The 346-nt window shown below is 31.8% G+C and carries 1 protein-coding gene; it reads right to left on the bottom strand.

Features of this window, described 5'->3' with window-relative positions; all coding sequences use genetic code 11:
• Nucleotides 1–294, bottom strand: a 294-nt coding sequence (locus BZK14_RS07890; RefSeq protein ID WP_143691408.1) for a hypothetical protein, incomplete at its 3' end; no start/stop codon positions are given.
• Nucleotides 295–346: the final 52 nt, after the last annotated feature.

Raw genomic sequence — 346 nt, 5'->3', positions numbered from 1 at the left:
AGCATCATACTTCTCAACAAATTGGGTGCATTTTACTAGTTCAGAATTTTGTTGTTGTAAATATACTTTATATTCTGGCATAAATAAACAAGCATCTGCAAACCATGTACGAGCACGTATTTTATTATTTATGAGATATTTTACATATTGTCGAGCATAGCTATCTCCTACAATGATGTAATCAAAACCTGTGGAACTATCAGAGTTTGTATAAGAAGGCTCATACATTGTAAAATTTCCACCACCGTAATATTGATCATGAAATTCATCAGCAGTTAATGCATATTTATCCATGACACGAAATGAAGCTCCTTTGGTTTTATAAATACCATACATTGGTAGCAAT

This window comes from Wohlfahrtiimonas larvae, assembly GCF_002006755.1.
GTDB classification, from domain to species: domain Bacteria; phylum Pseudomonadota; class Gammaproteobacteria; order Cardiobacteriales; family Wohlfahrtiimonadaceae; genus Wohlfahrtiimonas; species Wohlfahrtiimonas larvae.
This window is presented reverse-complemented; position numbering and strand designations above follow the sequence as displayed.